Here is a 24,721-nt window from a genome sequence, read left to right as displayed (position 1 = left end):
ATATTCACCGCCTCCAGGCCCGACGCGCAGAAACGGTTCAACTGCACCCCGGCGACGGTGTCCGGCAGCCCGGCCGCGATCGCGGCGGTCTTGGCGATGTCCGCGCCCTGGTCGCCCACGGGCGAGACGACACCGAGCACGATGTCGTCGATCGCGGCCGGGTCCAGGCCGGGGTGGCGGGTGCGCAGCTCGTCGATCAGCCCGGTGACCAGCGACACCGGTTTCACCCCGTGCAGGGAGCCGTTCTGCTTCCCGCGCCCGCGCGGCGTCCGCACCGCGTCGAATACGTAAGCCTCTTGTGTCATCGCAACCTCTCCGGCCGACGCCGCCGCTCCAGCGCGCCGGCGTGCGAATCTGCGTTAACTTTCTCCGACGTTTTCCGTGGACGTCAAGGCCGTCGCCGCGAATTGGGTGTGATACAGACGGCACCGCCGGCCGGGCGGGGCACTAGGCTGCGGTTGTGCACGCCACCGACCTCGCCGCGACCGAACCGCCCCGCAAGCGGCCGAAGAACCGCAAGGCGCAGATCGCGCTGGTGGCGGCGGAGCTGTTCTGCGCCCGCGGATATCACCTGGTCGGCATCGACGAGATCGCCGCGGCGGTCGGGATCAGCGGGCCGGCGGTCTACCGGCACTTCCCCAACAAGTACGCGATCCTCGTCCACGCCACCCGGGAGCTGGTGACGGCCGCGCTCGCGGCGTGCGAGCCGGAGCCCGACGCCGGCGACCCGGCGGCGGTCCTCGACGGGCTGCTCACCTCGATGGCCCGATTCACCGTCGAGCGGCGCAAGGTCGGCGCGCTCTACCAGTGGGAGTGGCGCTACCTGGCCGACGAGCACCGCGCCGAGTTCCGGGCCGCCCTCGCCGACCTGGTCCTCCGGTTCGCCGACCCGCTGCGGCGGCTGCGCCCGGAGCTGTCCGCGGCCGGCGCCGAGTTCCTGGTGCGCGCCGCGCTGAGCGCGTTCGGCAGCCTGACCACGCATCGGGCCGCCGCGCCGAAGGCCCGCACCGAGGCGATCCTGCACCGGCTCGGCTGGGCGATGCTGCGCGCCGACGCCCCGTCCGCGGCGCTGGTCCGGTCCGCGCGCGGCGCCGCGGCCGAGCGCGCCGCCGAGCCCCCGCCGGCCGGGCTCGAGCCGCGGCGGGAGCTGCTGCTCGCCGCGGCGATCCGGCTGTTCCACCGGCTCGGGTATCACGCCGTCGGCATGGAGGACATCGGCGGCGCCGCCGGGATCAACGCCTCCAGCGTGTACCGGTATTTTCCGAGCAAGGCCGACCTGCTCGCCGCCGCGTACTACCGCGCGTCGGACCGGCTCGCCGCCTCGTCCGCGGCGGCGCTGCGCAGCACCGCCGACCCCCGGGACGCCCTGCACCGGCTGGCCGAGGCCTACGTCGGATTCGCGTTCGGCGAGAGCGACCTCGTGTCGGTGTACCTCGCCGAGAACAGCAACCTGCCCGAGCCGGACCGGCACGAGCTGCGCAAGGTCCAGCGGCTGCACGTGGAGGAGTGGGTGCGGCTGCTCGTCCAGGTGCGCCCCGGCCTGCCGGCCACCGAGGCCCGGGTGCTCGTGCACGCCGCCATCAACCTGGTCACCGACCTCGGCCGGGCGGTGCGCTTCACCAGCGGCGGCGGGGCGCCCGCGTTCGTCACCCGGCTCGCGCTCGTCGCCCTGGACGCCTGACACCTTCCCATTAAGTTAACCGTCGTTTACAGTGCCCACAGGAGCGACGGCGGTGTGCCGTGCCTCGCTCCGGCGACGTCCGACGCCACGACGCTCCGGTGACCACACCCCGATCACGGTCGCCGGCCAAGGGAGGCACCACGATGACCCCTGCCACCGATACCGCCACCGACGCCCAGGACGACCTCGCGCAGCGGTTCGCCGCGACCGCCGCCGACCTGACGATTCCTTCGCTGCTCGACCGCAACGCCCGCGAGTTCGGCGACCTGCCCGCCCTCAGCGCGCTCGGGTCCGCCGAGACCCTCACCTGGGCGCGGCTGCGCGACCGGGTCGCCGGGCTCACCCTCGGCCTCGCCGAGGCCGGCCTGCGCCCCGGCGACCGCATGCTGATGCTCATGTCCAGCCGGCCCGAGCACTGGCTGGTCGACCTGGCCGCCGTGCACCTCGGCGCGGTCCCCGCCACGGCCTACGCCACGCTCAGCGGCGACCAGCTGCGCTACCTCGCCCAGCACAGTCAGGCGCGCGTGATCGTCGTCGAGAACGCCGCCCAGCTCGACCGGATCCGGCCCTTCCTCGACGAGCTGCCGTCCCTGCACCGGGTGGTGACGGTCGACGGTCCGGCCGATGCGTCCACGGTACCGCTGAGCGAGCTCGAGGCGACGGGTCAGGCGGCCCTGTCGGCCGACCCGGCCCGCTTCGAGCGGCTGTGGCGCGCCGTGCGGCCGGAGCAGCCCGTCACGCTGCTCTACACGTCGGGCACCACCGGCGACCCGAAGGGCGTGCTGCTGAGCCACCACAACGTGGTGTACCAGGCCGTCGTGCTGGAGGCGACGGTGCCGGTGCCCGACCACTCCGAGGCCCTGGCGTACCTGCCGCTCGCCCACATCGCCGAGCGGATGCTGGGCATCTACAACGCGGCCTACCGGGCCGGCCATGTCACGATCTGCGCCGACCCCACCCAGCTGGCCGCCGGGCTGGCCGCGGTCCGCCCGGCGTCGTTCTTCGGCGTCCCCCGCGTCTGGGAGAAGATGGTCGCCGGCATCCAGGCCTTCCTCGCTGCCGCCGACCCCGCCGTCCGGGCCGCGTTCGAGGCGGCGAGCGCGGCCGCGCTGGAGGCCTACGCGCTGCGGGAGGCCGGCCGGCCGGTGCCCGGGGAGCTCGCCGCCCGGCTGGCCGCGCTCGACGAGCAGGTCCTCCGCCCGGTGCGGGCCCGCCTCGGCCTCGACCGGGTGGTGTGGGCCGGCAGCGGCTCCGCCCCGATCCCGGTCGCGGTGCTGCGGTTCCTCGCCGGCTGCGGGCTCGACGTGCTGGAGGTCTGGGGCATGACCGAGACCACCGGCACCGCCACGATCAACGCCCCAGACGCGTTCCGCATCGGCACCGTCGGGCGGATCAACCCCGGCATGCAGCTGCGGCTCGCCGACGACGGCGAGATCCTGGTCCGCGGCCCGCTCGTCTGCCTCGGCTACCTGCAGCCGGACGGCGGCGTGGAGCCGGCCGTGGACGCCGACGGGTGGCTCGCCACGGGCGACGTCGGCGTGCTCGACGACGGCGGGTACCTCACCATCACCGACCGCAAGAAGGAACTCATCATCACGTCCAGCGGCAAGAACATCGCGCCGGCCCAGATCGAGAACCTGCTGCGGGCCCACCCGCTCATCGGCCAGGCGGTGGCGATCGGCGACCGCCGCCCGTACGTGACCGCCCTCGTCGCCCTCGACGACGAGATGGCACCGGTCTGGGCCCGCGCCCGCGGCCTCGCCCCGGACCTGGCCGACCTGTCGGCCAACCCGGTGCTGCTGGCCGAGATCCAGGCCGCGGTCGACGCCGCGAACGCGAAGCTGTCGCGGCCCGAGCAGATCAAGACGTTCCGCGTGCTACCGTCGGCCTGGTCCCCGGTGACCGGCGAGGTGACCCCGACCCTGAAACTGCGCCGGAGGATCATCACCGACCGCTACGCGGACGTCATCGACGCCCTCTACGCCTAGCCCCGTCCTGTCGACCGTGCCGGCCTACGACGGGCCGCGATTTCTCGCCAGAGCCGACCCGGCGCGGCTACGCCTGTCGGCCTGCCGATGACGCTGACGCCACCCCGCGAGAGCCCGGTGACAACACCGGAACCGGACTTCCGCGGGGCGAGGCCGGCCGCGTGAAGCGGCCGGACACGTGGCGCCTACGCAATATTCCCGGAGGAATACCGATTCCCAGTCGTCCCGCGACCGGAACCGTTGGCGACGGCACCAGGTGAGGCGTCGTACGGAAACGCAGGTCCGCAGCAACACCCTGCCGCAATCAAGTCGATCCGGGCTGGTCGCCCGGACGGCGCACCGGTCCAGCCGGCCAACGCTTCCGGCCACAGCACGAGACATGTGGTGGTAGTTCTCCGAGTCGCACGTCGGGTGTTGCTTCGACCGGGTCATCGACGGAACCTGCGCCACAAACGCCGTCGTCAGGAACGTCCCCGGCTGCCGCCGCCTGAGCGCGCCGGACCTGGCCCGTCGCCCAGCGACAGCCCGCGATGCGGCGTCCGGGGTCGGCGGATCCGGGAGCTGCCGAGATGAGCACGTAGGAGCGCATTGATCTTGCTTGGCGCGATCCGCCACGAGCGCAGAGCCGGAGGCGCTCATCTCCTCGGCTCTGGAGGATGTCGTAATGGACCATTGACTGTGCTTCTGAACATCGAAAATCTGTCATGGTTCGAGGAGGCGAGTTGATGTTGGAGGGTCGATGTCCGTCAACGGACTGGAAGACGCGCTAGGACGCTCCAATTTGGCGGCACCCTCCAGTCGTCCGGACAACTGGCAACACATTGTGGCAGCTGCCGTCGGCTTCGTGCCGAACTACAGCGATACGGTTCTGGAGATCAGCAAGGCCGGCCTGCACAAAATGCCTGGCGGCGAACGCCTGGGAACCATCGACGCGTTCGTATTCCTATTTCCGGACCACCTGGCGATCGCCCGCGAGATAGGTGTCATCCGCAAACGAATCGATGTTCAGGGCGAAGCTTACGGCATGACTCCGGCGATGTACCAGGATGAGCGGGAGCTAAATCCCAACAAGGCGGGCGAGTTCGCCATCCAATTTGTGGGAGCGGGACGAGTTCCTGCCTTCCGTCTGGCGTGGTACTGGTGGCGCAAGACGTTGGCCAACAAGTCCGCAGTGGCCCTTCCTGCGGCGACTGAACGAGATCGAATCTTTGCTGCGCTACACGCCCGTGGCGTGCGCCACGCCTGACCGGGGGCGCCGTCACCGGCACACGCGGGGGCGGAATGCGAGTCTCACGCCATCTCTGCACTTACGAACGCCACGAGGAGACCAGTGGACTTCGGCGAGACGGTTGCCACCGTGGAGTGGACGTTGACACAAGCCTACGATGGCAAATATCGCGCACTTGAAGAGGTACGGCCACATCGCGCCTGGGCGCTTGCGCTCGACGGAACAGTGCTCTTGCTCGGTGTGCTGCCAGAGCCCCTGCACGTCCGTGCCACGGCCGGCATCGCGGCCGAGGTGCCCCTCGACGGCGCAGTGGGATTGGCGTTGTCGGAGGTGAACGCCGATCTCTGGAACGGTCGCGCCTACCTCGCACGACCGACGAGGCCAACCAATCCCCGGTGTGCCGTCATTCAGGAGATCTTCTTTGCCGAGGCGCTCTCACGGGACTTCCTTCCATCGATTCAGTCGATGGTGGACAACATCAATACCTTGGCGCGTCGAGCCGACATGATCCGACCTCGCTTCGTGTCCGAGTTCGGCGCCCGGCCAATTTCGCTGAATGAGATTGGGCTACTCTTTGACTGACTACTGCTTCGGTGAGTCGGTGCTGACCGATGAGTCGATCAGCGACTACGAGTCGCTGCGTGTCTTCTTCGATGTCGCTGACGAACGGGGGCACCTTGCTCCATACGTAGTAGTCGACCAGAACGGCCGCCCGCTGACGCACCGCGACTACTCGGATCGCATGGGTGCAACACACCCCGGCGCGGGGCTGTGGGCCCTCTGCCGGCGGCCGCTCGCCGAAACCTTCGGTCTTCCAGAAGGTACGAGCTGGGTGCAGGACCATGCGATCCACCTGGCTCTGGGCGCTGGGACACCGTACCCGACCGAGCCGTTCCGGTATCGCCAGATCTACCTGCAGGCCTACGATTCGGACCAGCCCCAGATGGTCATACCCGTCTGCTCTGCCGAATCGGTCGCGTTCTCGCCGGACGGTTCTCGGATTTGTGTCGCCGAGGAGCGGCTCGGTGCGGACGTGTATCGGCCCGGCGGGATGAAGTACCTGCTCTGGGAGTACGAACTCGGAATGGGGCAACGGCGGTTGCTGGCCAGCTTCCCCGCCGATGATCGGCTGGATATGCCGGAGATCGAATACAGCCCGGACGGCCGGTTTGTGCATCTCTGCTCCCAGATCGGGGTGAACCTGCTGATCCGGGTCGACGACGGCTTCGCCGTCAGGTTGCCATTCCGGTCAACGGCGGTGGCGTTCAACCCGCGGGCCGGCATCAACATGATGATCGCCATGATGGAAGATCCGAGCTCCGGCAGCGTGACGGTTTACGACTACGACCTCGCTGCCGACGAGTCGTTCGGCCGGTGTCGGCTGGAGTCGGCCACCGGGCTTGCGCTGCGGGTGCGTGAACTCGCCGTGTCACCCGACGAGCGAGCGCTGGTGACCGCACCGGTGGGTGCAGTCGGCTACGACCAAATCCAGCGTGGCGGTGTGTACGTCACCGCCGAGGTCGACCTGGACGACGGCACGATCGAGCCAGTGCTTCCGGCTCGGTTCCGCACACCGCATGCATCGCGCCGACATCACAGCCCCCGCTGGTGCCACCCACCGGCGAAGGTGGGACGGGCGCGGGTCACACCGGCTGACCGGCTGATGACCGGCGGTGCCGTCCGGCGGGAACCCGTCAACGGGCCGAATGCGCCGGCCGACCTGCTCGAAAGGTGGCTGCCAATGCTCGGCGCAATCGAGCAGGCCTGGAGGCAGGGCACCATGCCGACGACGACCCTGGCGCAGGAATTCGCCCAGTATGCGATGAGCTGTCAGGAGATCGACCCGGCGGCTGCAGAGGTTTTCCTCCACCGCCTGGAGGCGCTGGCCCGCCGCCGTCCGGAGCCACGGAATGTCCGGTTCGCAATCACGGCCGGCCGGCGACTATGGTTTGCGACCTCACCGCAGCCGCCCACGCCCGCACCCGTTGTGGAGGATCCAGGGCCCGTACCGCCGGCGGCACACCGCTTGATATCAGCCTCCACGCCGGCCGAGGTTGCCGCCGCAGCCGACGAACTGTTTCTTACGCTCGCCACCCCGGCAATATGGGATCTGCTAGGAACCCAGAGCACCCGGCTACTGGATTACAGCGACTATGTCGGCGCTGCCCAACTTGGCCTGTGCGCCTTACGATGGACATCTCGACGCGCGCCGTCGAGCCGATTGCCGGCCATCTCGTCAGCGCCGATGCTCACCCTGTGCCTGAACGGTTTTGAAGCCTGCACGCACCTGCCGGAGCGCACCGAGATCGGTAGGACAGTCCACGAACTCTTCGATGCGGCCAGCGTGCGTGACCAGTGTCTGCAACTACTTGCCCGGCTCCCGCTTGAGCAGTTCCTTACCGTGTCCCGGAGGCCGCGAAAGCAGAGACGGGAGCCTGTTGTCGCACAACGTCCGAGCCCGCGAGGGGTGAGGCCCATGGGCCCTAGCAAGGTATTCATGTCGTACATGCGCGAGGACGCGGACACGGTGGATATGATCGCGCGTCATCTCAAGGACGCGGGCATCGCTGTCTGGATCGATCGTAACGACCTGCGCCCAGCAGCCGACTGGCGCAAAGAAATTCGCGCGGCGATCCGGAACGGGGCCTATTTCGTCGCGTGTTTTTCGCCCAGCTATGCGGCGAGTGACCGGACGTACATGAACGCCGAACTACGTCAAGCGATCGAAGAGATGCAGTACAAACCCTTCGACCATCGCTGGTTCGTGCCGGTCATGCTCGAACGATGCGAACTGCCGGACATTGATATCGACGCGAATCAGCGATTGAGTCACCTTCAATACATCGACTTCGCCGCAGACTGGACAAAAGCAATTCGGCAGCTCATCACCGCGGTTCGTCCGGCCGGCGCGGACGACATGTGACGAACCGTCGTGACCAACTGTCCCATGCCCACTGGCTGACGCCATGATGGTCATCTCCGTAGCCGGACCTGCGCGGGTCGACGCCAGACGAGATCTGGACTCCGCCTCGCTCCGGCCCCCGCCATGAAGGCAGGCCTCAGGCGCTTGCGCCCGGCTCGCTCACGGGGCGGGCCGGGCGCAGCCATGACGGGTCGAGGTCTGCCGGTGGGGGCGGGGCGCCGAGGTCGGACGGGCGGTACCCCGCCGGGTAGCCCGGGTACGTGCGGTTGCGCGGGTCGACGGCGAGCTTGTTCCTCCGGCGCGGCGGCAGCAGGCGGACCGCCCGGGCGCGGGCGCGCAGGCCGAGCCGGGCGGCGCCGGACACCCAGGCGGGCGCCGGGTCCAGGCCGAACGCCTCCCGCATCGGCGCGTCGAGCAGGGCGCGCACGCCCAGCCGGACCGCCGGGCGCAGCGGGGCCGGGAACCAGCCGGCGAACAGGCCGATCGTGTGCTGCGCGATCCGGCGGTTCGTCTCGCAGTACCGGAACGTGGCGGCCTCGTAGTCGAGTTTGAACCGGCGGAACTCGGCGAACCCGTCCGGCACGTCGTGGATGCCCATCCGCCGGCCGACCGCCCGGTAGAACTCGAAGGCGGCGATCCGCTCGTGGTCGGTGAGGTCGCGCCAGCCGTACCGCTCGATCCAGTCGATCGGATCGTAGACGAACGTCGACAGCACGTACCGCAGGTCGTCGCCGGCGATCGCGTACCGGCCGTGGGCCCGGTTGATCACCCGCAGGGCCTCGCGGCCGCGCCCGGAGTCGTATCCGTGCGCGGCCAGCTCGGCCATGAGCAGCGCCGTGTCGTCGTAGCGGCGCTGCGGGCGGTCGCGGAACTCGCCGGTCGCGTCCAGCAGCGCCGAGATGCTCGGCACGCAGTACGTGCGCAGGAGGGCCAGCTCGAGCGCCCGCTGGTAGTCCCAGGGGAACTCGTAGCCGGCCGAGATCCGGTAGATCTCCGCGTGGTCACGTACCGGGTCGAGCTGCAGGATCCGACGGGTCCAGCGACCAGGGGTCACAGCATGGCCTTGACCGCGGCGAGCTGCCGCTGCGGGTCGGGCAGCAGCGGCGTCACGGTGAGCGTGGTGACCCCGGCCGCCTTGAAGGCGGCGATCCGGTCCCTGACGTAGCCCTCCGGCCCGATGAGGCTCGACAGCTCCAGCAGCTCGTCCGGGACGGCGGCGGCCGCGGCCTCCTTCTGCCCGGACAGGTACAGGTCCTGGATCTTGTCGGCCGCCTCCCCGAAGCCGTAGCGGGTCACGACGTCGTGGTAGAAGTTGCGGCCGCGGGCGCCCATCCCGCCGACGTAGAGCGCGATCATCGGGCGGCCCAGCTCCCGCAGGTGGGTCACGTCGTCGCCGATCGCGAGCGGGCCGCCGGCCACGATGTCGAGGGGGCCGAGCGACGGGTCGCGCTTGGCCGAGCCGGCCGCCAGCCCGTCGCCCCAGGCCTGCCCGGCGCGCTCGGGGAGGTACAGGAAGGGCAGCCATCCCTCGGCGAGCTCGGCGGTCATCGCGACGTTGCGGTCGCCGAGGGCGGCGACGTAGATCGGGATGCGGTCGCGGACCGGGTGGGTGAGCAGCTTCAGGGGCTTGCCGAGGCCGGTGCCCCGCTCCGGCGGCAGCGGCAGCCGGTAGGTGCCCTCGTGGACGAGGGGCTCGCGGCGCCAGGCCTGCCGGCAGATCTCGATGATCTCGCGGGTCCGGGCGAGCGGCTTGTCGTAGGGGACGCCGTGCCAGCCCTCGACGACCTGCGGGCCGGAGGCGCCAAGGCCGAGCATCGCCCGGCCGCCGGACAGCGCGTCGAGCCCGGCCGCGGTCTGGGCGAGCAGCGCCGGCGTGCGCGAGTAGATCGGCAGGATCGCCGAACCGATCGCGAGGCGCTCGGTGCGGGCCGCGAGGAACCCCATGATGGTCGGGGCGTCGAACCCGTAGGCCTCCGCGACCCAGATCGCGTCGAGGCCGGCCGACTCCCAGGCCGCGGCCTGTTCCGCGGCGGTCCGGGGATCTCCGGCGTACTGCAGGTGGGTGGCGAGTCGCATCAGCGGACCTCCATCGGGGTGGCATCGTGGATCGCGTCGGAGGCGAGCAGGGCGTCGGCGTCGTCGACGCCCCAGTCGGCGAGGACCTGGCGGCTGTGCTGGCCGGGCAGCGGCGGCGGGCCGCTCAGCTCGGCCGGGGTGGCCGAGAAGCGCGGCGCGGGCGCCGGCTGGACCGTGCCGTGCCGCTCGACGAACGTGCCCCGGGCGGTGAGGTGCGGGTCGCGCGTGGCCTCGCCCGGGGTGAGCACCGGCGTGACGCACGCGTCGCCGCCGTCGAAGTGCGCCGTCCACTCCTCGCGGGTGCGGGTGGCGAAGCGCTCGGCGAACCGCCGGCGCAGCTCGGGCCAGCGGCCCGTCTCGTGCTGGCCGGGCAGGTCGGGGTCGCCGTCGAGGTCGAGGCGGCGCACCAGCTCGGCGAAGAACTGCGGCTCGAGCGCGCCGACCGCCATGTGCAGGCCGTCCGCCGTCTCGTACACGGCGTAGAACGGGGCGCCGCCGTCGAGCAGGTTGGCGCCCCGCCGGTCCTGCCACAGGCCGTCCGCCCGCATGGCGTGCAGCATCGTGGTGAGGTGGGCGGTGCCGTCGACGATCGCGGCGTCCACGACCTGCCCGCGGCCGGTCAGCTCGGCCTCGCGCAGCGCGGCGAGGAGCCCGACGACCAGGTACAGCGAGCCGCCGCCGAAGTCGCCGATGAGGTTGACCGGGATCTGCGGCGGGCCGCCGGCCGGCCCGATCGGGTCGAGCGCCCCGGCGAGCGCGATGTAGTCGACGTCGTGGCCGGCGGTGGTGGCGAGCGGGCCCTGCTGGCCCCAGCCGGTCATCCGGCCGTAGACGAGCGCGGGGTTGCGGGCCAGGACCGCGTCCGGGCCGACGCCGAGCCGCTCGGCGACGCCGGGGCGCCAGCCCTCGATGAGCGCGTGGGCGCGACCGGCCAGGCCGAGCACGGTCTCGACGCCGCCGGGCCGCTTGAGGTCGACGGCGATCGAGCGTTTGCCCCGGTTCAGCAGGTCGCCGGCGGGGTCGGCACCGATCGGCGAGGCGGCGCCGACCCGGTCGACGCGGACCACGTCCGCACCGAGGTCGGCGAGCAGCATCGCGGCGAACGGGCCCGGCCCGATGCCGGCCAGCTCGACCACTCGGAGCCCGTGCAGCGGGCCAGCCATGCGATCTCCTCTCACGAGCGACAACCAGCGCCCGATAGTTTGATATTTGATACAGTAGGCCGCTTTCGGGAGGAGGCACCATGGCCGTGGAGCGGCCGCAGCTGTCCGACGAGGTGGTCGCGCACCTGCGGGACCGGATCATGTCGGGCGACCTGCGCCCGGGCGAGCGGATCCGGCTGGAGGACGTCGCCGACCAGCTCGGGGTGAGCATCACCCCGGTGCGGGAGGCGCTGCTGACGCTGCGCGGCTTCGACATGGTCGAGCTGCAGCCGCGCCGGGGCTACGTCGTGGCGCCGCTGTCCCGCCAGGACATCGTCGACGTCTTCCAGCTGCAGGCGCACATCGCCGGCGAGCTGGCCGCGCGGGTCGCCCAGCGGGTGACGGCGGCCGAGCTGGCCGAGCTGACCGAGGCGCAGCGGGCGATCCAGCGAGCCGCGCAGGCCCGGCGGGTCGCCGTCGCCGAGCTGGAGCGGCTGGAGTTCGAGTTCCACCGGGCGGGCAACCGGGTGTCCGGCTCCCGCAAGCTGTCGTGGCTGCTGCACTGGGCGACGCGGTACACACCCGCTCGCTTCCTCGCCTCGGACCCGGCCTGGCGCGAGGGGATGCTCACCGACCACGAGGCGGTGCTGGCCGCCCTGGCGGCGCACGACGCCGGCGCCGCGCAGGCGGCGATGGCGCGGCACTTCACCGACGGGGCGGACCGGCTCGTCAAGCACCTCGACGACCTCGGCATCTGGGCCTGAGGTCCCCCTCATCCGCGGGCGTGCCGCAGTTTGAACAGGCGGGACGCGCGCTCCAGCGCGGCCGGGCGGCGGTCGAGCCGCAGCAGGTCGATCGGCGCGGCGAAGCGCTGCCGGGTCACCGACTTCGGCCGGGCGAACTCGCGCAGCCCGTCGGCACCGTGGATGCGGCCGAACCCGGAGTCGCCGACCCCGCCGAACGGCAGCGCCGGCACGGCGGCGAAGCCCAGCACCGCGTTCACCGACACGGCGCCGGCCCGCAGCCGGCCGGCGAGCACGGCCGCCGTGCGTCCGCTGCCGGTGAAGACGGAGGCGGCCAGCCCGTAGCGTGACGCGTTGGCCCGCTCGACCGCCTCGTCCAGGTCGCGGACCGGGTTCACGACCAGCGTCGGGCCGAACGTCTCCTCGGTCACCGCCAGGCTGTCCTCGGGCACCTCGGCCAGCACCACCGGGTCGACGTAGGGCGGGCGCACCGAGGCCGGGCCGCCGACGACCGCCCGGCCGCCCTTGGCGATGGCGTCCGCGATGTGCGCGGCGACGACCGCCGCCTGGGTCGGCGTGGTCATCGGGCCGTACCGCGCGTCGGGCTCGTCGCCGGGCCGGGTCTCCTTCGCCAGCTCGCCCAGCCGGGTCAGGAACGGCTCGTAGGCCGACCGCTCGACGTACACCCGCTCGACACCGGCGCAGGTCTGGCCGGCGTTGCCGAACCCGCCGAAGGCGGCGGCGCGCGCGGCCGCGTCGAGGTCCGCGTCGGCGGCGACGATGAGCGCGTCCTTGCCGCCGGCCTCGACCACGACCGGGGTGAGCGTCTCGGCGCAGGCGGCCATGACCTTGCGGCCGGTCGCCGTCGAGCCGGTGAACGCGAGCTTGTCGACGCCGGCCCGGCACAGCGCCGCGCCGGTCTCGCCGCCGCCGGTGACCGCCTGGAGCACCGCCGGGCCAGGGACCGCCTCGGCCCACCGGTCGGCCAGCCAGCGGCCGACACCGGGGGTGTGCTCGCTAGGCTTGAAGACGACGGCGTTTCCGGCCGCCAGCGCGTATGAGATCGAGCCGAGCGGCGTGTACACCGGGTAGTTCCACGGGCCGATCACGCCGATGACGCCGAGCGGCTCGTAGCCGACGCTGGCCGCCTGGTTCGCGGCGAGCAGGCCGGACGGCACCCGGCGGCGGCGCAGCACGGTCCGGGCGTGCTTGGCGGCCCAGTCGAGGTGCTCGACGGCGAGCATCACCTCGAGGACGGCGTCGCCGTGCGGCTTGCCGGTCTCGGCGCGGATCTGCGCGGCCAGCTCCTCGATGCGGCCGGCGAGGGTGCGCTTCCAGGCGAGCAGGGCCCGGCGGCGGCCGGCGAAGCCCAGCCCGGCCCACCACTCGGCGGCCACGCGAGCCCCGGCCACCGCGGCGGCGACGGCACCCGGGCCCTCCGGTGCGGCGTGGTCGGGTGCCGCCGGGACCGCGGTGCCGACGGCACCCCTCGTCCCCGTCGGCTTCGCGGTCTCCGGTGGCATGGCGGACCCCCTCGCGGCAAGCACTGCAGATTTGATATTTGATATGCTACGTTCGCTGTCAATCCCCAGGCAGGAGTGGGCATCATGCTGGATCTCACCGACGAGCAACGCGCATTCGTCTCCGCCGTCGCCGACTTCTGCCGACGCGAGGCCGGCACCCGCCAGCAGCGCGACGCGCTGACCAACGGCGGCCGCGAGGCGCACAGCCCGGAGCTCTACCGCAAGCTCGCCGACCTCGGCTGGCTCGGCGTCTCGATCCCCGAGGAGCACGGCGGCGCCGGCGGCGGCATGGTCGACACGTGCCTGTTCCTGGAGACGACGGCCCGCGGCCTGGCCCCGATCGGCGGCTTCACGACGTCGATCATCGTCGCCGGGGCCTACGAGCGGTTCGGCTCCCCCGAGCAGCGCAAGACGGTCCTCGGCGGGGTCGCCGCCGGCCGGATCGAGTCGATCGCCATGTCCGAGCCGGAGGCCGGGTCCGACGTGGCGAGCCTGGCCTGCCGGGCCGAGGCCCGCGACGGCGGGTTCGTGATCAACGGACAGAAGACCTGGTGCTCCAACGCGCACCTGGCCGACGGCATCCTGCTGGTCGCCCGCACCTCCGGCGCGCCCGGCGAGCACGCCGGCATGACCATGTTCCAGGTCCCGGCCGACGCGCCCGGCCTGCGGATCAGCGGCATCGACACGATGGGCGGCCGGGAGGTCAACGACCTCTACTTCACCGACTGCCTCCTGCCGGCCGACGCGGTGGTCGGCACCGTCGACCAGGGCTGGAAGCAGCTCATGGCCGGGCTCAACGTCGAGCGGCTGATCCTCGCGGCGGTCATGCTCGGCACCGCGCAGCGCGCCTTCGACGACGTGCTCGGCTACATCAAGCAGCGCCGCCAGTTCGGCCGGCCGATCGGCAGCTTCCAGGTGCTGCGGCACCGGATGGCCGACCTGGCCACCGAGATCGAGTGCACGCGCCTGCTGGTGTACCGCACGGCCGAGCTCGTCGACCGCGACCCCGGCACGGTGCTGCCCCGCGAGACGTCGATGGTCAAGCTCAAGGCCACCGAGACCGCCCGCCGGGTGGCGCTCGACGGCATGCAGATGATGGGTGGCTACGGCTACGCCACCGAGTACGACATGGAGCGCCTGGTCCGCTCGACCATCGTCTCCACGGTGTACGGCGGCACGAGCGAGATCCAGCGCGAGATCATCGGGAAGACCTACGGCCTCTGAGCCGATCAGCCGGCGCAACGGGCCGCATGGCTGAAGCACACCGGTCGGCGGGCTGCCTATCGTGCGAGGGTTGCCCGCCCACCGGAGGTTCGCACTCGTGTCCCGGCTCGTCCGCCTGCTCGTCGTCACCATCCTCGCGGTCGCCGGCGCGGCGGCCTGCGGCGCGGACACGCCGGCGGGGCCTCCGGCGGCTCCGGCCGGCGCCGCGGCGACCGGCGCGACGGCCGCCAGGAGCACCGCGCCCGCGCCGCCGGACCGGCTGCCCACCATCACCGACGCCGACTCGGTCGAGCAGGTCATGCGCGACCTCGTCGCGCTCGCGGCACGGCACGCGGTCGGCGCCCCCGACGACGACCGCCACCCGGACGTCGCGGTCACCTCGGGGTCGGCCTGCGGCGTCAAGGTCAAGGCCACCGTCTGCCCGCCGAGCGGCGCCGACGCCAAGGTCACGGTCATCCTCAACCCCGGCATCACCTGGCAGCAGTACCGCCAGCCGGTCGGGCACGGCGGCGGTGACGAGGTCATGCAGAACAGCGTCCTGGGCGCGTACGCGCAGTACCTCGCCTACCGCGACATCCAGCGCAGCGACCCGTCCCTGCTCGACCTCACGCTGAACGACGCCGCCAAGACGGCCCGCGTCGCCCAGATCATGATGTGCAAGAACGGCGAGGTGTTCGGCGGGCTGCGCACCGCGATGCCGCCGGAGCTGGCCAAGACCTGGCAGGCGAACGCGAACACCAAGCAGGGCGAGTACTTCACCAAGGGCACGACCGGCGCCTGCTGACCGGCCTCAGTCGGGCGGGCCGGTGGGCCGCCGCTCGGCGAGGAGCTGCACGAACACGGTGAGCCCGAAGAACAGCCAGAACTCGGCCTCCCGGCGCAGCAGCAGCGCCACGAGGGCGAGCAGGAAGAGCAGCACCATAGCCACCACGTGCACCGCTTCGGGCATGCCCGGCATTATTCCATATCTCGCAGGTGGGTTTAGTCAAGATTCATTTCTCTAGCGGCCGCTATATCATCGCGCCGTGACCTCGCGACGCGGGCGGCCCCGCCAGTTCGACCGGGACGACGCCCTGCGCACGGCCGTCATGCTCTTCTGGGAGCGCGGCTACGAGGCCACGTCGATCAACGACCTGTCCGCGGCGATGGGCATCGGCGTGCCGAGCCTCTACGCGGCCTTCGGCAGCAAGCGGGAGCTCTTCGACGAGGTGGTGGCCGAGTACACCCGGCGGTACCGCGCCTTCATGGAGACGGCGATCGCCGAGGAGCCCACCCTGACCGCGGGCGTGCGGCGCCTGCTCAACGAGGCCGCCGCGGCCTGCACCCGCCCCGGCCGGCCGCGCGGCTGCCTGGTCGTCAGCGCCGCGACGAACACGACGTCACCCGAGGTCGAGCAGGGCCTGCGCAAGCTGCGCACCGACGGCGTCGACGCCCTGGAGGCCCTGATCCGCCGGGCCGTCGCCGACGGCGAGCTGCCGGCCGGCACCGACGCCCGCGGCCTGTCCCACTACGTATCCGCCACCCTGCAGGGCATCGCGCAGCAGGCCCGCGACGGCGCCGACCGGCCGACCCTGGAGACGATCGCCGCCCTGGCCATGCACGCCTGGCCGACGCCTTCCGTGGCGGTCGCTACCCATTAAGGCGGGTATGTGCCGGGCGTGGACCGCGGAGCAGGGGCGGCCCGGCGGCGGCCCATACCCGGGCGGCGGTCAGGCGGGGGGCTCGACCTGCTGGGAGCGGTCGAGGCCGGCCCGGGCCAGGGCCTCGTCGAGGGCGTCGTGGCGGGCGTAGAGGCTGATCCGGCCGTCGCTGAGCACGTAGCGCGAGGCGACGAGCGCGTCCTCGGTGAGCACCTCGCCGGTCGCGGGGTCGCGCCAGGTCACCAGCTCCTCCACGACCGCGCCGGCATGGCCGTCGGAGAACCAGCGCCGCGGCCGGTAGGACAGGCCGGCCCGGCGCAGCCAGTCGAGCAGGACCGTCCGGCCGTGGCCGGCGCCCCGCGGGCCGGCGACGGTGATGTCCTCGGTCGCCAGCTCGGCGAGGGCGGCCGCGTCGACCGCGTTGACGGCCGCGTGCCAGCGCTGGATCACCGCGAGCGGGTTCGTGGGGGTTGCCATGACCCGACCGTAATGCATGCGATTCGCATACACCACCCCTCAGTCGGCGGTCGCGGCGGCGCAGAAACGCACCAGCAAGCGGCCGAAGCAGGCGCGGTCCTCGTCGGACCAGTCCCGGGTGAACTCCTCGAAGACCTCGTACTGCCACTTGCGCGCCGCGGCCACCAGGGCCTCGCCCTCCCCGGTGAGCAGCAGCGCGGCGTGCCGGGTGTCGTGCGCGGCGGTGCTGCGGATGAGCAGCCCGGCCTGCACGGCGTCGCTGACCATCCGGCTGGCCCCGGAGTGGTCGATGCCCAGCGCCCGCGCGACGGCCGTCACGTCGACCGACCCGGCCTGCTCCCGCGCGGTCGCCACGGCTTCGACGACCAGGATGCGCGGCACGTCCCGGGCCGACCCGGTGGCGACCACGGCGCTGCGCTGCGGCGCCCGCCGGGCCCAGTGCCGGATGAGCCGGAACAGCGCGACTCCCGGGTCGCCGGACACGGGCTGGGTGCTTTCCATCCAGCAAGGATCGCACCCGCGGCGGATCGGCTGCCCGTCAGCCGCCGGACGCGCCGTACTCCTCGTCGGTGACGTGCTCCAGCCAATCGACGGCCCGGCCGTCGCGGATGCCACTGAGGGCGAGGTGGGTCATCGCCGACTCCGGGGCGGCACCGTGCCAGTGCCGGACCCCGGGCGGGCACCAGACCACGTCACCGGGCCGGAGCTCCTCGACCGGCCCGCCCTCCTCCTGCGTCCGGCCGGCCCCGTCGGTGACGACCAGCCGCTGCCCGGCCGGATGGGTGTGCCACGCCGACCGCGCGCCGGGCTGGAAGGTGACGTACGCACCGCTGTACGGCGCCGTCTCCTCCGCGCCGAACAGCGGCTGGACGCGCACGTCGCCGGTGAACTGCTCCGCCGGCCCCCGGCTGGCCGGCTGCGTGCCCTTTCGAATGATCATCTCTGGTACCTCAGCGTCGTCGGGCGGACGGTTGCAGGAACGGGCTGACCCAGCCGTTGTCGGCCGGGTTGAGCGTGACGCCGGGCGGCACGATCGCGTCGATGCGGTCGAGCACGTCGTCGGTGAGCCCGACGTCGGCGGCGGTGAGCTGGGACTCGAGGTGCTCCATGGTCCGCGGGCCGATGATCGCCGAGGTCACGCCCGGGTGACGCAGCACGAACGCGATGGCCGTCTCGATGAGGCTGAGGCCGGCGTCGTCGGCCAGCCGCGCCAGGGCGTCGGCGGCGTCGAGCTTGCGCTGGTTCTCGGGCAGGTCCAGGTCGAACCGGTTGGCCAGGCGCTGTCGCGCGACCGACATCGGGCCGCTCTGGTCGTCCCTGCGGTACCGGCCGGAGAGCCAGCCGCCGGCGAGCGGGCTGTAGGAGAGCACGCCCATGCCGTACCGCTGGGTCAGCGGCAGGACCTCGTGCTCGATGTTGCGGGTGAGGATCGAGTAGGTGGGCTGCTCGGTGACGAAGCGCTCGCGGCCCCGGTCCCGGGCGACGTGCTGCGCCTCGACGATGGCGGAGGCCGGGAATGTGGAGTGGCCGAGGTACCGGACCTTGCCGGCCCGGACCAGGTCGGTGAGCGCGCCGAGGGTCTCGTCGAGGTCGACGGCGGGGTCGTAGCGGTGCATCTGGTAGAGGTCGATATGGTCGGTGCCGAGCCGGCGCAGCGACCGCTCGACCTCGGTCATGATCCAGCGCCGCGAGCCGCCGCGATGGTTCGGGTCGTCGTCGAACGGCATGAAGAACTTCGTCGCGAGCACGACGTCGTCGCGGCGGCCTTTGAGGGCCTTGCCGACGATCTCCTCCGACTCGCCCTGGGAGTAGACGTCGGCGGTGTCGACGAAGTTGATCCCGGCGTCGAGCGCCCGGTGGATGATCCGGACGCTCTCGTCGTGGTCCCTGGTCCCCCAGGCCCCGAACATCATGGTGCCGAGGCACAGCTTGCTGACCGAGACGCCGGTGCGCCCCAGCGGACGGTGTTCCACGCTTCGCTCCCTTGCGCTGCGGGCCGTATCAGGGTCGGATGAGCACCTTGAGCGCGGTGCGGCCGGCCATCGCGCGGTAGCCGCCGGGCACCCCGCCGAGGAACTCGTGGCCGATCCGGTCCCCCTGCGGCGTGGCCGGCCGCGACCCGTGGGGCCACAGATCGCTGCCGCAGACGCACGACCGCACGACCCGGGCCGGCGCGTCCGTCGGTTCGCGCAGCACGGGGTCGGGCACGGTCCCGACCCGGACGTCGCCGGCGCCGTAGATCAGCGTTGCGCGCATCAGCATTTCCCTCCGACCGCCCCGGGCTACCCCGGTCCGCTCCATCCAACCCGGGCCGGGACCGGTGTGGGAGTGGCTGTCCTGCGTTCGCGTGTCCGCCAGGCCCTCGGCCATCAGGCGCCGCACGGTCCGCGCGCCCGGTGAGGGTGGCGGCCGGGCACGGCGCCGATGGCCTTACTCCTATCTTTTGAATAGGATTTCAGTCACCGGCCGTTGACACGGGCGGGCGGGCGCTGCTGCACTGGGCGCATGACTCGCCCGTCCCTGCTGTGGTCGCGCGACCACATCGACTTCGGCCGGGTGTGGTCGGCATCCTGTCGCGGTTGACACACGCCCTCGCCCTCTTTCCCGCGACTCCCGAGGAACCGTGATGTCGATCCCGCACGCCCGCCGCCGTCCGTCCACATCGGACAAACACCGCTACGACACCGCCTACGTGGTGGTCGCGATCCCCATCCCGGAGGCGCGCCCCGACGCCGTGGCGCCACCGCTCGTGTACCGCCTCCGGAAGCGCCCCTGACCGTGCGGCAGCCGGGTCGCCCTCAGCGCAGGCTCAGCGGCCCAGCGCGTCGGCGAGCAGGTCCACCTGGGCCGGGTCGGGGTCGTTGCCGGTGAGGATGAGCTCGTCGCACCCGGCCCGCTCGAACGCCGTGACGGCCGCGGCGAGCCGCGAGGGCGACGTCAGGGTGCCCGCGATGCCCTCGCGCACCCACTCGTCGCCGGCGAAGGCGTAGTACGGGGCGATCGCCCGCGCCGTGGCCGACGCGGCGTGCGGGCCGAGGGCGTACATCGCCGAGACGACGACGCGGGGCGCGCCGGGGCGGCCGGCCCCGGTCCAGGCCGCCCGCAATCCCGGCGTGAAGGCCCGCAGGTCGTCCACGGTCGCGGTGCCGGCCAGCCAGCCGGTGCCGCGGGTGGCGATGCGGCGCAGGGCGGCGCGGGACGTGCCGCCGAACAGCAGCGGCGGGCCGCCGGGCGTGGCGGGGCGCAGCCCTCCGGGGTCGTGCGCGGCCTCCGCCAGGGTCTCCAGCAGCGCCGCGAACGCCCGGCCCCGGTCGGCGTGGTCGACCCCGCTCGCGGTGAAGTCGTCCTCCCGGAAGCCGGCGGCCAGCCCGAGCCGCAGCCGGTCGGGGCCGGCGAGGTGGTCGAGCGTCGCCACGGTCTTGGCGAACAGCACGTGGTTCGTGCGCAGCGGGGCCAGCAGCACGCTGGTCAGCAGCCGGACCCGGTCGGTGGCGCCGGCGGCGGCCGCCAGGGTCATCAGCGGCTCCGGCGTCGTCCAGCGCAGCCGGTCGCTGACCGCGACGGTGGCGAAGCCGCGGGCCTCGGCGCGCCGCGCCCACTCCACGAGGTGCCGCCCGTCCGTCCAGGGCGCGTGACCGGGCAGCCCGATGCCGATGTCCACGGTTGACCTCCGCATAATTCACACGTGAACTGTTGATGTGTGCACGCTAGCGAGCGCGGAGTTCACTCGTCAACCGTTCGCCCGTACACTCCGCAGCATGGCGGGCGAGGAGCAGCTCGGGGCGTGGCGCGCGGTCTGGCGGGCCGACTCGCTGCTGTTCGCGCACCTGAACAACGCGCTGCGAGCGAGCGCCGGGATGACGTACTTCGAGCACGAGGTGCTCGCCGCGCTGGAGCGGGCCGGCGGGCGGCTGCGGATGGCGCCCCTCGCGGACGAGCTCATGATCTCGCGCAGCGGGGCCACCCGGCTCGTGGGCAAGCTGGAGACCAAGGACGCGTGGGTGGCCCGGGTGACGCCGCCGAGCGACCGGCGGGCCACCTGGGCCGAGCTCACGCCGGCCGGGCGGGAGGCGCTGGCCGCCGCGCGGCCGGTCGTCGAGCGCGTCGTGTCGGCCTTCTTCGCCGACCACCTGAGCCCGGGCGAGCTGGGGACGGTCGCCCGGGCGCTCAACCGCCTCGCCGACGCCAACCCCGGCAGCGCCGACAGCGAGTGCGGGCTCTGAGGCGTCAGGCGTCGTACTCGTCCGGCAGGCGCATCCCCGGGCCGCCGACCTGGCGGCCGAGCGGCTCGGCGCGGCCCTTCGGCTCCTCCCACGCCTCCTGGCGGCCCAACGCCGTCAGGTCGAGGTACCGGTAGCCGTTGTGGAACTCCTCGATGCCGCGCCCGTACGTGGAGTACGTGTGGAAGACCTCGTCGCCGACCCGCAGGAAGGCGCTGATCCCCGGCATCTCGGCGCCGTTCATGTCCGGCGTCCACGGGCCGCCGGTCCACGGCACGCCCGCGTCGCGCAGCTCGGCCTCGGTGCGGAAGTGCAGCTGCACCGGGGCCACGCGGTTGTCGAGGGTGGCGTGGTAGTCGTAGTTGAAGTCGCTGCCATACGACGAGTACCACGGGAACGTCCACCCCATCCGCTCCCGGAACGCGGCGAGCTTCGCATACGGCGCGCGGGACACCGCGACGAGCGTGGTGTTGCGCGCGTGCAGCTGCCGCAGGCCGGCGATGCCGTCGGCGGCCGACGAGCAGCTCGCGCAGGCCGCGTCCCAGTCCGGGGCGAACATGAAGTGGTGCACGACCAGCTGCGGCCGGCCGCCGAACAGGTCCGCCAGGCTCACCGTGCCGTCGGGGCCCTCGAACGCGTAGGGCTTGTCGACGCGGACCATCGGCAGCCGCCGCCGGTCGGCGTTCAGCTCGTCGCGGGCCCGGGTCAGCGCCTTCTCCTTGGCCAGCAGCGCCTTGCGGGCCGCGAGCCACTCTTCTCGTGTCACGACGGGTGGAGGATTCACCATGCTCCCTTCTGCAGGACGGCCAGCGGGCCGTCCCAGTCACGGGCCAGCGCGGCGAGGAACCGCTGCGCGACCCTCATCGGCCCGGACTCCAGCCGGTAGCGGACCCGGCGCCGCTCCCCCGGCTCGGCCACCACCAGGCCCGCCTCGGCGAGCAGGGCCAGGTGCTTGGCGATGGCCTGCCGCGTGATCGGCAGCCGGGCGGCCAGGTCGGTCGCGGTGGCCGGGCCGCCGGCCGCGAGCGCGGCGAGGATCGCCCGCCGGGTCGGGTCGGCCAGCGCGGCGAAGACCTCCTGCGCCACCAGCTCCGGATCACGCTCGTCCATCGAGGTAGGCGACCAGCTCGCCGAGCTCGTGCGTCCAGCCGCTGACGTTGCCCTTGTACGCCGTGTCGTCGGCCACCTGGGCGAAGCCGCTCTCGACCACGGTCAGCGTGGTGCCGTCACCGCTCGCTTCCAGTGTGAACTCCACGTAGGTGCGGCGCGGGTCGTCCTCGGGCAGGCCGTAGATCCGCCAGGTGTAGCCGAAGACGTGCGGCGGCTCGAGGCGCTCGATGGTGAGCGTGGCCGTGTCGCCGCTGTCCCAGGCGAGCTGAACCAGGCCGCCGACGCGCAGGTCGACCTCGGCCGCGTTGCCGAACCAGGTGCCCAGCCCCTCGGCCGTGGTGAGCGCGGTCCAGACCCGCTCCGGCGACTGGGAGAGCTCGACCGTCCGCTCGATCCGATCCGGGAATGCCATGTCCGCCTCCTAATAGCAACCACTTGGTTGCTACTCACGCTATCGCAACCAAACGGTTGCGCCAAGCCGGCGGCGGTACGGGCAGGTGGCGACGAACGCGTGAAACTCCTCATCGATGCCAGCCAAGGCCCCTCCCGTCCTCTCTCACCCGGTACGACCGCGGCACCCGGCCCGGAGGGTTGCATGCGATCGTGAACTCCCTGGTCGAGCGGACCCTGAGATGATGCGGGGTGTGACTGACGACGGCGGGTACCTGCTCGACAACCGGCAGGCCGAGGCAGGCGAGCGCTTCGACGCCCTCGCGGCGCTGTTCAACGCGTCCACCTTCCGGCACGTCGAGGCGCTCGGCATCGGGCCGGGCCGGCGCTGCTGGGAGGTCGGCGCGGGCGGCCCGAGCGTGCCGTCCTGGCTCGCCGCCCGGGTCGGGCCGGCCGGCCACGTGCTCGCCACCGACATCGACGTGTCGTGGATGACGGCGGGCGCCGGCTACACGGTCCGCCGCCACGACGTGGGCACCGACCCGGCACCGGACACCGGTTTCGATCTCGTGCATGCCCGGCTGGTACTGGTGCACGTCCCGCAACGCGCGAAAGCCCTCGCCACCATGGTGTCGGCGCTGCGCCCGGGCGGCTGGCTGCTGATCGAGGAGGCCGACCCGGCCCTGCAGCCGCTGGCCTGCCCGGACGAGCACGGCCCGGCCCAACGCCTGGCGAACAAGCTCAAGCACGACTTCCGCGCGCTGATGGCCGGGCGCGGGGTGGACCTGGCCTACGGCCGCACCCTTCCGCGCCTGCTCCGCGAGGCGGGCCTGACCGAGGTCGGGGCCGACGCCTCGTTCCCGCTCTCGGGCCCGGCCTGCACGACGCTGGAGGAGGCCACGGTCCGCCAGATCCGCGGGCGCCTCCTGGACGCCGGCCTGGCCACGCGGGAGGAGATCGACGAGCACCTGGCCAACCTGGCCGCGGGAAAGCTGGACGTGGCGACGTCCCCGATGGTGTCGGCGTGGGGCCGCCGCCCCTGACCGGCGCCGCGGATCCCGTCGCGGGGCTCCCTCAGCGGTAGGCGAGGATGGCGGTCAGGCCGTCGTCGAAGAGGTCGTCGTCGCTCCAGCGGGTCTCGTCCAGGTGCTTCAATGCATCACCCGGAACGCGCGGCGCAGCTGGTCGACGAACAGCTCCGGCTGCTCGAACGCGGCGAAGTGGCCGCCCCGGTCGAGCTGTTCGTAGAAGCGCAGGTCGGCGAACAGCCGCTCGCACCAGCGCCGCGAGGGCCGCGCGATCTCCTTCGGGAACACCGAGACACCGACCGGCACGCTCAGCTGCGGCACCTGCCGCCAGCCGCGGCGCGCGAACCCGTCCTCCCAGTAGATGCGCGCCGAGGAGGCGCCGGTCCCGGTGTGCCAGTAGACGCTGACGTCGTCGAGAATCTGGTCACGGGTCAGGGCGGTGAGCGGGTCGCCGGCGTGGTCGGTCCACGCCCAGAACTTCTCGGCGATCCAGGCGCACTGGCCGACCGGCGAGTCGACCAGCGCGTAGCCGATCGTCTGCGGGCGGGTCGCCTGCTCCACGGCGTAGCCGGTGCCCCATTCCCGGTGGTACGCCAGGTCGGCGAGGCTGTCGCGCTCGAAGTCGGTCAACTCCTCGGCGGTGTCCGCCGCGGAGGGTGGGACGGCCCCCGGCGCGAAGTTGAGGTGGATGCCGACGACCCGGTCGGGACACTGCGCCGCCAGTTCGGTCGTCACCGCCGCACCCCAGTCGCCGCCCTGCGCGCCGAAGCGGTCATACCCGAGCCGGCTCATCAGCACGGCCCACGCCGCGGCGATGCGGCGCGGTCCCCAGCCCGGCTCGACCGGCTTGCCGCTGAACGCGAACCCGGGCAGCGACGGGCACACCACGTGGAAGGCGTCGGCCGCGTCGCCGCCGTGCGCGACCGGGTCGGTGAGCGGGCCGAGGACGTCGAGGAACTCCACGACCGAGCCGGGCCAGCCGTGCGTCAGCACCAGCGGGAGCGCCTCCGGGTGCGGCGACCGGACGTGGAGCAGGTGGATGTCGAGCCCGTCCACCTCGGTGACGAACTGCGGCACGGAGTTGATCCGGTGCTCGAAGCGGCGCCAGTCGTAGCCGTCGGCCCAGTACTCGCACAGCTCCCGCAGCCAGCCGGCGGGCACGCCCTGGCTCCAGTCCGGCGCCGTCGCCGCCTCGGGCCAGCGGGCCAGGGACAGCCGCCGCCGCAGTTCGCCGAGTGCCTCGTCGGGGACGTTCACGGTGAACTCCTCCACGCCGCCACCGTAGGCCCCGGCGGGCGCCGCCGCCGGTTCGTTGCGGACCGCTCACC

The 24,721-nt window shown here is 72.5% G+C and carries 28 protein-coding genes; 12 read left to right on the top strand and 16 right to left on the bottom strand.

The genetic code is table 11. The annotated features are described in order from the left end of the window. Nucleotides 1–305 (bottom strand): thiolase family protein (locus tag IEZ31_RS27995; protein WP_505661133.1); only part of this gene is annotated, 305 nt, incomplete at its 3' end. 155 nt (nucleotides 306–460) lie between these two features. Here IEZ31_RS27995 and IEZ31_RS27990 point away from each other — a divergent pair. The 5 genes from IEZ31_RS27990 to IEZ31_RS27970 all read left to right on the top strand — a co-directional run bounded on the left by IEZ31_RS27990 (nucleotide 461) and on the right by IEZ31_RS27970 (nucleotide 7,820). Next, nucleotides 461–1,681 carry a TetR/AcrR family transcriptional regulator gene (locus IEZ31_RS27990; RefSeq protein WP_190252973.1) on the top strand — a complete coding sequence of 407 codons (1,221 nt, stop codon included), beginning with the start codon at nucleotides 461–463 and terminating at the stop codon, nucleotides 1,679–1,681. Nucleotides 1,682–1,824: 143 nt separating this feature from the next. Beyond that, entirely contained in the window at nucleotides 1,825–3,669 is a 1,845-nt protein-coding gene (locus IEZ31_RS27985; RefSeq protein ID WP_190252972.1) for an AMP-dependent synthetase/ligase, read from the top strand. Between the two features lie 739 nt (nucleotides 3,670–4,408). Continuing rightward, nucleotides 4,409–4,915: a hypothetical protein gene (locus IEZ31_RS27980; protein WP_190252971.1), complete on the top strand. Its 507-nt coding sequence runs from the start codon at nucleotides 4,409–4,411 to the stop codon at nucleotides 4,913–4,915. Nucleotides 4,916–4,999: 84 nt separating this feature from the next. Further along, nucleotides 5,000–5,479: a hypothetical protein gene (locus tag IEZ31_RS27975; protein ID WP_190252970.1), complete on the top strand. Its 480-nt coding sequence runs from the start codon at nucleotides 5,000–5,002 to the stop codon at nucleotides 5,477–5,479. Between the two features lie 19 nt (nucleotides 5,480–5,498). Then, on the top strand, nucleotides 5,499–7,820 hold the full coding sequence (locus IEZ31_RS27970) for a toll/interleukin-1 receptor domain-containing protein (RefSeq protein WP_229835906.1): 2,322 nt from the start codon (nucleotides 5,499–5,501) through the stop codon (nucleotides 7,818–7,820). Between the two features lie 136 nt (nucleotides 7,821–7,956). Here the strand turns inward: IEZ31_RS27970 and IEZ31_RS27965 are convergent, their stop codons facing one another. The 3 genes from IEZ31_RS27965 to IEZ31_RS27955 are packed head-to-tail and all read right to left on the bottom strand — an operon-like array spanning nucleotide 7,957 to nucleotide 11,059. Continuing rightward, nucleotides 7,957–8,874, bottom strand: a complete 918-nt coding sequence (locus tag IEZ31_RS27965) for an oxygenase MpaB family protein (protein ID WP_190252968.1) — start codon at nucleotides 8,872–8,874, stop codon at nucleotides 7,957–7,959. Continuing rightward, on the bottom strand, nucleotides 8,871–9,896 hold the full coding sequence (locus tag IEZ31_RS27960) for an LLM class F420-dependent oxidoreductase (protein ID WP_190252967.1): 1,026 nt from the start codon (nucleotides 9,894–9,896) through the stop codon (nucleotides 8,871–8,873). The genes IEZ31_RS27965 and IEZ31_RS27960 overlap by 4 nt, the downstream gene beginning before the upstream one ends. Then, a complete protein-coding gene (locus IEZ31_RS27955) occupies nucleotides 9,896–11,059 on the bottom strand; it encodes a CaiB/BaiF CoA transferase family protein (protein ID WP_190252966.1) in 1,164 nt (387 codons plus the stop codon). The genes IEZ31_RS27960 and IEZ31_RS27955 overlap by 1 nt, the downstream gene beginning before the upstream one ends. Before the next feature lie 80 nt (nucleotides 11,060–11,139). Between IEZ31_RS27955 and IEZ31_RS27950 the strand changes: the two genes are divergently transcribed. After that, complete coding sequence (locus IEZ31_RS27950; protein ID WP_190252965.1) at nucleotides 11,140–11,802, top strand: GntR family transcriptional regulator; 663 nt, start codon at nucleotides 11,140–11,142, stop codon at nucleotides 11,800–11,802. Nucleotides 11,803–11,810: 8 nt separating this feature from the next. On the opposite strand, the gene IEZ31_RS27945 is transcribed toward IEZ31_RS27950, so the two are convergent. Beyond that, on the bottom strand, nucleotides 11,811–13,304 hold the full coding sequence (locus tag IEZ31_RS27945) for an aldehyde dehydrogenase family protein (RefSeq protein ID WP_190252964.1): 1,494 nt from the start codon (nucleotides 13,302–13,304) through the stop codon (nucleotides 11,811–11,813). A gap of 84 nt (nucleotides 13,305–13,388) precedes the next feature. On the opposite strand from IEZ31_RS27945, the gene IEZ31_RS27940 reads away from it, so the two are divergent. Together IEZ31_RS27940 and IEZ31_RS27935 are read left to right on the top strand one after the other, a co-directional pair. Then, nucleotides 13,389–14,528: an acyl-CoA dehydrogenase family protein gene (locus tag IEZ31_RS27940; protein ID WP_229835905.1), complete on the top strand. Its 1,140-nt coding sequence runs from the start codon at nucleotides 13,389–13,391 to the stop codon at nucleotides 14,526–14,528. Nucleotides 14,529–14,625: 97 nt separating this feature from the next. Beyond that, the gene (locus tag IEZ31_RS27935) at nucleotides 14,626–15,312 is read left to right on the top strand and encodes a hypothetical protein (protein ID WP_190252963.1); all 687 of its coding nucleotides are present in this window, start codon (nucleotides 14,626–14,628) and stop codon (nucleotides 15,310–15,312) included. Nucleotides 15,313–15,318: 6 nt separating this feature from the next. Here IEZ31_RS27935 and IEZ31_RS27930 read toward each other — a convergent pair whose 3' ends face one another. Then, nucleotides 15,319–15,477 carry a hypothetical protein gene (locus IEZ31_RS27930; protein WP_190252962.1) on the bottom strand — a complete coding sequence of 53 codons (159 nt, stop codon included), beginning with the start codon at nucleotides 15,475–15,477 and terminating at the stop codon, nucleotides 15,319–15,321. A 76-nt stretch (nucleotides 15,478–15,553) separates the two neighbouring features. Here IEZ31_RS27930 and IEZ31_RS27925 point away from each other — a divergent pair, with 76 nt between their 5' ends. After that, on the top strand, nucleotides 15,554–16,168 hold the full coding sequence (locus tag IEZ31_RS27925; protein ID WP_229835904.1) for a TetR/AcrR family transcriptional regulator: 615 nt from the start codon (nucleotides 15,554–15,556) through the stop codon (nucleotides 16,166–16,168). A 69-nt stretch (nucleotides 16,169–16,237) separates the two neighbouring features. Here IEZ31_RS27925 and IEZ31_RS27920 read toward each other — a convergent pair whose 3' ends face one another. From IEZ31_RS27920 to IEZ31_RS27900, 5 genes are read right to left on the bottom strand one after another with little or no spacing between them, the layout of a single operon-like run. Further along, entirely contained in the window at nucleotides 16,238–16,645 is a 408-nt protein-coding gene (locus IEZ31_RS27920) for a nuclear transport factor 2 family protein (protein WP_190252961.1), read from the bottom strand. A 39-nt stretch (nucleotides 16,646–16,684) separates the two neighbouring features. Further along, entirely contained in the window at nucleotides 16,685–17,146 is a 462-nt protein-coding gene (locus tag IEZ31_RS27915) for a MarR family winged helix-turn-helix transcriptional regulator (RefSeq protein ID WP_190252960.1), read from the bottom strand. Between the two features lie 37 nt (nucleotides 17,147–17,183). Continuing rightward, entirely contained in the window at nucleotides 17,184–17,585 is a 402-nt protein-coding gene (locus IEZ31_RS27910) for a (R)-mandelonitrile lyase (RefSeq protein WP_190252959.1), read from the bottom strand. 10 nt (nucleotides 17,586–17,595) lie between these two features. After that, a complete protein-coding gene (locus IEZ31_RS27905; RefSeq protein WP_190252958.1) occupies nucleotides 17,596–18,618 on the bottom strand; it encodes an aldo/keto reductase in 1,023 nt (340 codons plus the stop codon). Between the two features lie 28 nt (nucleotides 18,619–18,646). After that, nucleotides 18,647–18,901, bottom strand: a complete 255-nt coding sequence (locus IEZ31_RS27900; protein WP_229835903.1) for a hypothetical protein — start codon at nucleotides 18,899–18,901, stop codon at nucleotides 18,647–18,649. 370 nt (nucleotides 18,902–19,271) lie between these two features. Between IEZ31_RS27900 and IEZ31_RS27895 the strand changes: the two genes are divergently transcribed. Further along, nucleotides 19,272–19,421: a hypothetical protein gene (locus IEZ31_RS27895; protein ID WP_190252957.1), complete on the top strand. Its 150-nt coding sequence runs from the start codon at nucleotides 19,272–19,274 to the stop codon at nucleotides 19,419–19,421. A gap of 33 nt (nucleotides 19,422–19,454) precedes the next feature. On the opposite strand, the gene IEZ31_RS27890 is transcribed toward IEZ31_RS27895, so the two are convergent. Then, the gene (locus tag IEZ31_RS27890) at nucleotides 19,455–20,306 is read right to left on the bottom strand and encodes an LLM class flavin-dependent oxidoreductase (RefSeq protein ID WP_190252956.1); all 852 of its coding nucleotides are present in this window, start codon (nucleotides 20,304–20,306) and stop codon (nucleotides 19,455–19,457) included. 97 nt (nucleotides 20,307–20,403) lie between these two features. Here IEZ31_RS27890 and IEZ31_RS27885 point away from each other — a divergent pair, with 97 nt between their 5' ends. Further along, a complete protein-coding gene (locus IEZ31_RS27885; RefSeq protein ID WP_190252955.1) occupies nucleotides 20,404–20,868 on the top strand; it encodes a MarR family winged helix-turn-helix transcriptional regulator in 465 nt (154 codons plus the stop codon). Nucleotides 20,869–20,872: 4 nt separating this feature from the next. Here the strand turns inward: IEZ31_RS27885 and IEZ31_RS27880 are convergent, their stop codons facing one another. From IEZ31_RS27880 to IEZ31_RS27870, 3 genes are read right to left on the bottom strand one after another with little or no spacing between them, the layout of a single operon-like run. Beyond that, the gene (locus IEZ31_RS27880; RefSeq protein WP_373294705.1) at nucleotides 20,873–21,649 is read right to left on the bottom strand and encodes a DUF899 domain-containing protein; all 777 of its coding nucleotides are present in this window, start codon (nucleotides 21,647–21,649) and stop codon (nucleotides 20,873–20,875) included. After that, the gene (locus IEZ31_RS27875) at nucleotides 21,646–21,975 is read right to left on the bottom strand and encodes an ArsR/SmtB family transcription factor (protein WP_190252953.1); all 330 of its coding nucleotides are present in this window, start codon (nucleotides 21,973–21,975) and stop codon (nucleotides 21,646–21,648) included. Before IEZ31_RS27875 ends, IEZ31_RS27880 begins: the two co-directional genes overlap by 4 nt. After that, the gene (locus IEZ31_RS27870) at nucleotides 21,962–22,387 is read right to left on the bottom strand and encodes an SRPBCC domain-containing protein (protein WP_190252952.1); all 426 of its coding nucleotides are present in this window, start codon (nucleotides 22,385–22,387) and stop codon (nucleotides 21,962–21,964) included. The genes IEZ31_RS27875 and IEZ31_RS27870 overlap by 14 nt, the downstream gene beginning before the upstream one ends. A 223-nt stretch (nucleotides 22,388–22,610) precedes the next feature. Between IEZ31_RS27870 and IEZ31_RS27865 the strand changes: the two genes are divergently transcribed. Continuing rightward, nucleotides 22,611–23,408 carry a methyltransferase domain-containing protein gene (locus IEZ31_RS27865; protein WP_190252951.1) on the top strand — a complete coding sequence of 266 codons (798 nt, stop codon included), beginning with the start codon at nucleotides 22,611–22,613 and terminating at the stop codon, nucleotides 23,406–23,408. A 108-nt stretch (nucleotides 23,409–23,516) separates the two neighbouring features. Here IEZ31_RS27865 and IEZ31_RS27860 read toward each other — a convergent pair whose 3' ends face one another. Continuing rightward, nucleotides 23,517–24,665 (bottom strand): epoxide hydrolase family protein, encoded by a 1,149-nt coding sequence (locus IEZ31_RS27860; RefSeq protein ID WP_190252950.1) that lies wholly within the window; start codon nucleotides 24,663–24,665, stop codon nucleotides 23,517–23,519. Between the last annotated feature and the right edge of the window lie 56 nt (nucleotides 24,666–24,721).

This window comes from Dactylosporangium sucinum (assembly GCF_014647515.1).
Taxonomy (GTDB): Bacteria; Actinomycetota; Actinomycetes; order Mycobacteriales; family Micromonosporaceae; genus Dactylosporangium; species Dactylosporangium sucinum.
Note: the sequence above shows the minus strand (reverse complement) of the source record. Positions and strands in the feature narration are given on the sequence as shown.